This window comes from Vibrio sp. V08_P9A1T1, from assembly GCF_963874405.1.
GTDB classification, from domain to species: Bacteria; Pseudomonadota; Gammaproteobacteria; order Enterobacterales; family Vibrionaceae; genus Vibrio; species Vibrio anguillarum.
Genome location: NZ_CAWNIB010000103.1, coordinates 1 through 6,209, shown reverse-complemented (window position 1 = coordinate 6,209; position 6,209 = coordinate 1). Strand labels below are relative to the sequence as shown.

At 43.1% G+C, this 6,209-nt stretch carries 4 protein-coding genes; 2 read left to right on the top strand and 2 right to left on the bottom strand.

From position 1 onward, the window contains the following. The first annotated feature begins 188 nt into the window (after positions 1–188). Positions 189–1,394, top strand: coding sequence for a multidrug efflux MFS transporter EmrD (gene emrD, locus AACT21_RS05220; protein ID WP_013868437.1), 1,206 nt, complete (start codon positions 189–191; stop codon positions 1,392–1,394). A 104-nt stretch (positions 1,395–1,498) separates the two neighbouring features. On the opposite strand, the gene AACT21_RS05215 is transcribed toward emrD, so the two are convergent. Further along, positions 1,499–2,467, bottom strand: a complete 969-nt coding sequence (locus AACT21_RS05215; RefSeq protein ID WP_094164628.1) for an ABC transporter substrate-binding protein — start codon at positions 2,465–2,467, stop codon at positions 1,499–1,501. A 113-nt stretch (positions 2,468–2,580) separates the two neighbouring features. Here AACT21_RS05215 and AACT21_RS05210 point away from each other — a divergent pair, with 113 nt between their 5' ends. Continuing rightward, positions 2,581–4,542, top strand: a complete 1,962-nt coding sequence (locus tag AACT21_RS05210) for a PAS domain-containing sensor histidine kinase (protein ID WP_254917234.1) — start codon at positions 2,581–2,583, stop codon at positions 4,540–4,542. A 62-nt stretch (positions 4,543–4,604) separates the two neighbouring features. On the opposite strand, the gene AACT21_RS05205 is transcribed toward AACT21_RS05210, so the two are convergent. Next, a complete protein-coding gene (locus AACT21_RS05205; protein ID WP_088729401.1) occupies positions 4,605–6,152 on the bottom strand; it encodes a DUF3369 domain-containing protein in 1,548 nt (515 codons plus the stop codon). Between the last annotated feature and the right edge of the window lie 57 nt (positions 6,153–6,209).

Below are 6,209 nucleotides of genomic sequence, written 5' to 3'. Positions count from 1 at the left end.
AATGATTAGTTTTTCTAATTCAAATCATAGATTTTTATCTTGCTCAACTTCACACTTTTAGATTGATAAAAGCGCCTAGCCTCACTAATATCTCGCGCCGAAAGAGCGATACTTTTAACGCTGGCCATTAGTTTCATTATTCATATTAATTATATTTCGTAGTTGCACTATTGTGCAGGAGATAGACCATGTCCGCATCGTTTCCGTTAGTGAAACTCACATTTTTAATTGCGATTTTGACCGCTGTCGGCCAAATGACACAAACGATGTACGTCCCGTCCATTGGCCATATGGCGGGAGAATTTTTAGTTTCTCCTGCATCACTGCAGGCGGTCATGGCATGTTATTTAATCCCTTATGGACTATCACAATTTGTCTATGGTCCATTGTCAGACCGTCTAGGACGCAAACCGATTATTATCGCTGGGTTGCTGATTTATATTGCAGGATCGCTACTCGCATTATTTGCTCACCAATACGATTGGTTTTTGGTCGGTAGTTTTATTCAAGGGCTTGGCATTGGGTGTGGTGGCGCAATGTCTCGAACCCTTACTCGAGACTGTTTTTCAGGAGCAGAATTACATAAGGCCAATAGCCTTATCAGCATGTGCGTTATTTTTTCACCACTCATTGCTCCTGTTCTTGGTGGGTACTTAACAGAAAGTTTTGGCTGGCGCTCTAGTTACTTATTTTTATCCCTATTCGCGATTGCCGTGGTGATCACTATGATGACGAGTATGGTAGAAACATTGCCTAAAGCGGCTCGCAGACACGAATCGGTTGCAAACAGCTATCGCTATGTGCTGAGTGACAAACGTTTCCAAGGGTATTTAATTTGTCTCGTGGCGACTTTCTCTGGTGTCGCGGTGTTTGAAGCCGCTGCAGGTGTATTACTTGGTGGCGTTTTGCAACTGCCTGCCACCACCGTCAGCTTATTGTTTGTCTTACCGATCCCTGGTTATTTAGTTGGTGCGGCGCTATCGAGTGTTATTGCGTTGAACTTCAACGAAAAAAGCGCCTTGTATGTGGGATTGGTAGCAATAGCATTAGGTTCATTGGTGGTGTTTGTTCCTGGAGTGTTGGGGCAAACCAGCGCATTGACATTAATTGGTGGTGCCACCGTCTATTTTCTCGGTGCAGGCATTCTCTTTCCCGCAGCGACCACTGGAGCGTTAACACCACTGCCTTACCATGCAGGAACAGGAGGTGCTGTGTTAGGCGGTATGCAAAACCTTGGGGCTGGTTTAGCCACCCTTTTAGCGTCGGCTATTCCAGCTCATGACCAGATGCCACTTGGCGCATTGATGCTGTTGATGTCTGTGTTTGCTGTGGTTGGTTTGATTCGTGTTTACAGTAAACATGATCCATCAAATGAAATGCCATTGGCTGTTTAATAAACTGTAATGAAGAAAAAGCAGACAGGTACCCGCCTCTCTGCTTTTTTATTTGCTTTTTTTATTTTAGACGTAACGCTGGATTCGACAATTCAATAGCAAAGTCAGTCAATCTTCATCCATCCTTCCGGTGCGCTTAACCCCCAGCGTGACATTTCGCCCTGATGATAAATAGCACGCCCTTGCTGGCCGATTTGGATAGGAATGCGGCTTGCGTCTTCATTATTATTTAAAATGCGTAACACCGTTTTACCCGCCATTTCGCCTTGGTCACGACCGGCTAACACTACACCCCCAGCCGCTTTGCCCGCACCGATCGAAAAATCCCAAAAACCAAATAAAGGAACCTCTGTATGTTGGTTTGTCCACGTTAATACAGTATCCGCTGGCACATTATTTTCGCTCTCATCGACCAAGGTTTGGTAAAGCCCCACGACTATGGCGCCAAATCCTTGCTCTTTAGCTGTGCTTATTCTTGTCTGCCATTCTTTCTCCGTCGCCACCGAAGCTATCTCTGTCGCAATGCCTAAATTCTTTTCAATCATACTCGCTTGGGTTTGCATAAATTCCAACGCAATACTCGCCGTACTACCCGAATCAAATAACACCAATACTTTACGCTTATCTTTATCGAGCATCCGGCCAATTTCTCCCATGGTTTTCACATAGAGGGGGCGCTCTAAAATACCAGTCACTTTGGCTTGCCCTTGGTATTGAGCCATGAATTTTCGTGGGTTGGAATTAATCCCCAGAAACACGATTGAGATTGGCTCGTTGTAGAGTTTCGGCAGCATATAAACCAACGCATTGTCGTCACCTAAAACCACCACCTGTGGTTTCAGTTGCTGATATCGGCTAAAGGCTTGTTCGGCGATTTGTGAATAACGGCTCGCTGGTACCCGTTTGGTGTCCATCTCAAAGGTATGCAGTTCATGCGCAGGCGTTAACGACTGCTTAAGGGCGGATACATAGCTAGCGTCCCATTCATAACCTTGCTCGTAGCTCTCTATTAAGAGTACTTTTCCCGCCATAACGGGCACACTTATAAAACACAATATCCATATCCAACGCATGAACTGCCTCCAATGATTCGGCTATTTTTTTATAGTGTAGTCAATAAGATGTTATTCACACTTCCCATGTGACATCTATACTCAAATTATCACTCAAAAAAATGAGAAGCAGGATGAACAAAAGCCGAACATTTAATGAAAGCATTGATAACCCACTATCGAGTCGTATTGGTCGCAGGATCATTTTTTTTCTTGTCATTTTGAGTGGGGCTGTCACCCTGATGACAACGTTAGCACAAACATATTTCGACTATGACAGGGAGTTCGATGATGTGGCTCAGCGTCATCACGAAATAGAATTCGTTCATGCCGAATTGCTTGCCGCTTCTTTATGGAATTATGATCTCTTAACACTTCAACAACGTTTAGATGGCTTAGTGAATTTACCTAAAATTAATTATTTGGAAGTCACATCTGACAGCTATCAGTTCAGTGCGGGGGAAAAAGTGACGGAGCAATTAGTCGCACACCGTTATCCCATGCTTTATATCAACCCAAAAACGGAAGCCAAAGAGCAGATTGGTGAGATCTACGTTGAGTCTAATGCCCAAGAAATCTACAACTACTTAATCAAGCAGTTTCTACTGATATTGGTCGTGAACGCGATTAAGACTGCCTTTATTTGTTACGCTATTTTGATGATTTTCCATGAGAGCGTAAATCGACGAGTCTTCGCCATTGCTCAATACTTACGCAAATACAACCCTCGCCATCCACCAAAACCACTAAAACTTCCTCATAAGAAATGGATTATGGGGCATAACGATGAACTCACTTGGCTGGCCGATGAGACTAATAAAATCACCGGAAATGTAACTACGTTGTACAGCAATATAAAACTTGAACAAGAACGATTAGCCGATTTTACGGACGTCTCATCAGACTGGTTATGGGAGACGGATAGTACTGACAGATTGATTTACACTTCCGAATCCATGCGTCAAGCTTTAGAGATCAGTGAAAATAGCAAGCCACTACTTTCAGAGGTTGACTCACTGAGATATATGAAAAAATTACTCCAATCCATTACTAAACACTGCTCATTTTCAATGTGTGAAGAGACGATTATCATCAATGATTGTAAGCACTATCTGATGTTTCAAGCGGTAGCACGCTATGAGGAGGATATGTTTCTCGGGTTACGGGGCACTGCCATTAATATTACCGAGCTAAAACTGGCTCAGCTTGAACTACAAAAACTCAACCAAAACTTAGAGCGTCAAGTCGCCAAACGAACCTGCGATCTGGAAAACAGTATTGAGCAACTAAAAGCCACGCAAACACAGTTGATTGAATCTGAGAAATTAGCGGCTTTAGGTGGTTTAGTTGCAGGGGTGGCACATGAAGTCAACACGCCATTGGGTATCGCGGTGACCGCAAGTTCGGTAATCATTGAGGTCACACAAGAGCTAAATACCGCCTTCGCCAACCAAACGCTTACAAGCCAGCAGTTTTCTGAATTGATGCAGAGAATGAATGAAACCAATACGATGCTTGAAAGCAACTTAAATCGTGCTGCCAAACTGATCCGAGACTTTAAACAAACAGCGGTCGATCAGGTATCTGAGAGTCGTAGTCAATTCTCGATCCACCAAGTATTAAGCGCGTTGATCGCTAGCCTACATCCTGAAACTAGGAAAATTCCAGTCATCCCACAACTAGAGGGAGATGTCGGACTCACAATGAATAGCTTACCAGGCGTCCTCACTCAAATTGTCTCGAACTTAGTAATGAATAGCGTCAACCACGCTTTTAGTGATGAGAAAAACCCCATAATAACCATTGCGTTCCAACAGGAAGGAGAGAATATCCTCTTAGAATATAAAGATAATGGTTGTGGTGTTGAACCTAAACTGCACCATAAAATCTTTGAGCCATTCTTTACCAGCAAAAGAGGTAGAGGAGGATCCGGTCTTGGCTTAAATCTTGTGTTCAACCTTGCCACTCAGAAATTGAAGGGGAAACTTCAATTTAATTCCAATGTGGGTCAAGGTGTACATTACGTCTTTACTCTACCCAAAGCACTTGAACTCAGCGAGGTCACACTGAGTTCCGATCAAAAGAAAAGGCATTAAAGATGCCAATCAATCGTTGCATTCAATCGTTGCATTGTCGACAAGCAAGATGGAGAAATTTATTAATCTGGGTGTTGATCTCGAATGGCAATGAAATCATCCCAATGCGCCAGCATCAAATCAACCAACATGGGGTCAAAATGCTTTCCTTTTTGCACAACAATTTCTTGCTTGATCGCCTCTTCCGGCCAAGCATCTTTATAACTGCGTTTAGAACCAAGAGCATCAAACACATCAGCTAATGCGGTGATTCTGCCACTGATAGGAATGCCTTCACCAGCTAATTGGTTTGGGTAACCGCTTCCATCCCATTTTTCATGGTGAGAACCGGCAATCTCTTTCGCTTTGATAATTAAACTGCGTTTTGAACGACTTAAGATATCAACACCGTATTCAACGTGTTTTTGCATGATCGCCCATTCTTGAGCGTCCAATTTCCCTGGTTTATGAAGAATACTATCAGGGATCGCCACTTTACCTACATCGTGCAGGGGTGACGCATTTTTAATCATATAAATATCCTGCTCAGGTAGGGTCATTAATGTGGCTAATTTTTCACAGATCAGAGAAACACGCTGTACGTGAGCCCCTGTTTCTTTGCTTCTGGCTTCGACGGCATTGGCTAAGTTATAAACAAGCTCCCTCGATGTTTCGCGTAAATCAAGCTGTAAGTTCAAGTTCTCAAAAGTCAGCCCAATATTATGCATATAGATTTCAAGTAGACGTTCATCGTTTTCAGACAAGCGCTCAAGTAAATTGATATAGAGTAGATTCTCTACGCCACGGCTGTCTGTCATATACAGTACAGAAGCATCATCATAGCTATGAGACATTTTGGTCTGCAAAGCAAGAAGACAACGCTTAGCCACTTCCGAAGGTAAGCGCGAGAAATCACAATCAGAATAAAAATCGACAAATCCTCCAATAGCCGCGAGCGTTAAAGCACACGAACCTTCACCATCTGACTTAGGCTGAACGATGCAGTAAAAAGCAGATGCGTGAAGCTTTAACAAGGAGGTGAGTTGACTTAATACCGATTCAGCATAAGCTTGCAAGGTGGTAGTATTTTGTACCTTCGCTGAGGCTTCAATTACGCGTTTAAGCCCCTCTTTCTGCTCTTCTATCAAACAGAGATCCCGATAAGATCGCAACATCGAATAGAGCAGGGTTCTGAGTTTTTGTGTGGTAAGTTCTGTTTTCTCTTTATAGTCATCGATTTCATACTCTTGGATGACCGTATCTTCAGGGGCTTGTCCTGCTTGACCCGTGCGCAGCACTAAACGAATAATTTTATTCCTACACTCTTCACGAATATATTTTACCAATTCCAAACCTGCATTTTCGGTCTCCATGACAACATCGACTAATGCCAACGCAATATCTTGCTTTGTTCTGATGAGCTCTTTGGCTTCAATGCCAGACATGGCAGACAAGAGCTCTAGCGGTCGTCCTTGAAATGAAAAACCTCTTAGTGCTAAACGAGTGATCTGGTGCATCTGCTCATCATCATCCACCAGCAGTACTCGCCATGGCTTATTTTCAACACTAAGTTCATGACTCTCTTCACTCTTTGGTTGAGTCTCTTGTCGAAAATCCGCAAACAGATCCATCGCTTATCTCTCTATATTGACAATATTCCTACTCTTATAGGTTTAGCACATAACCGT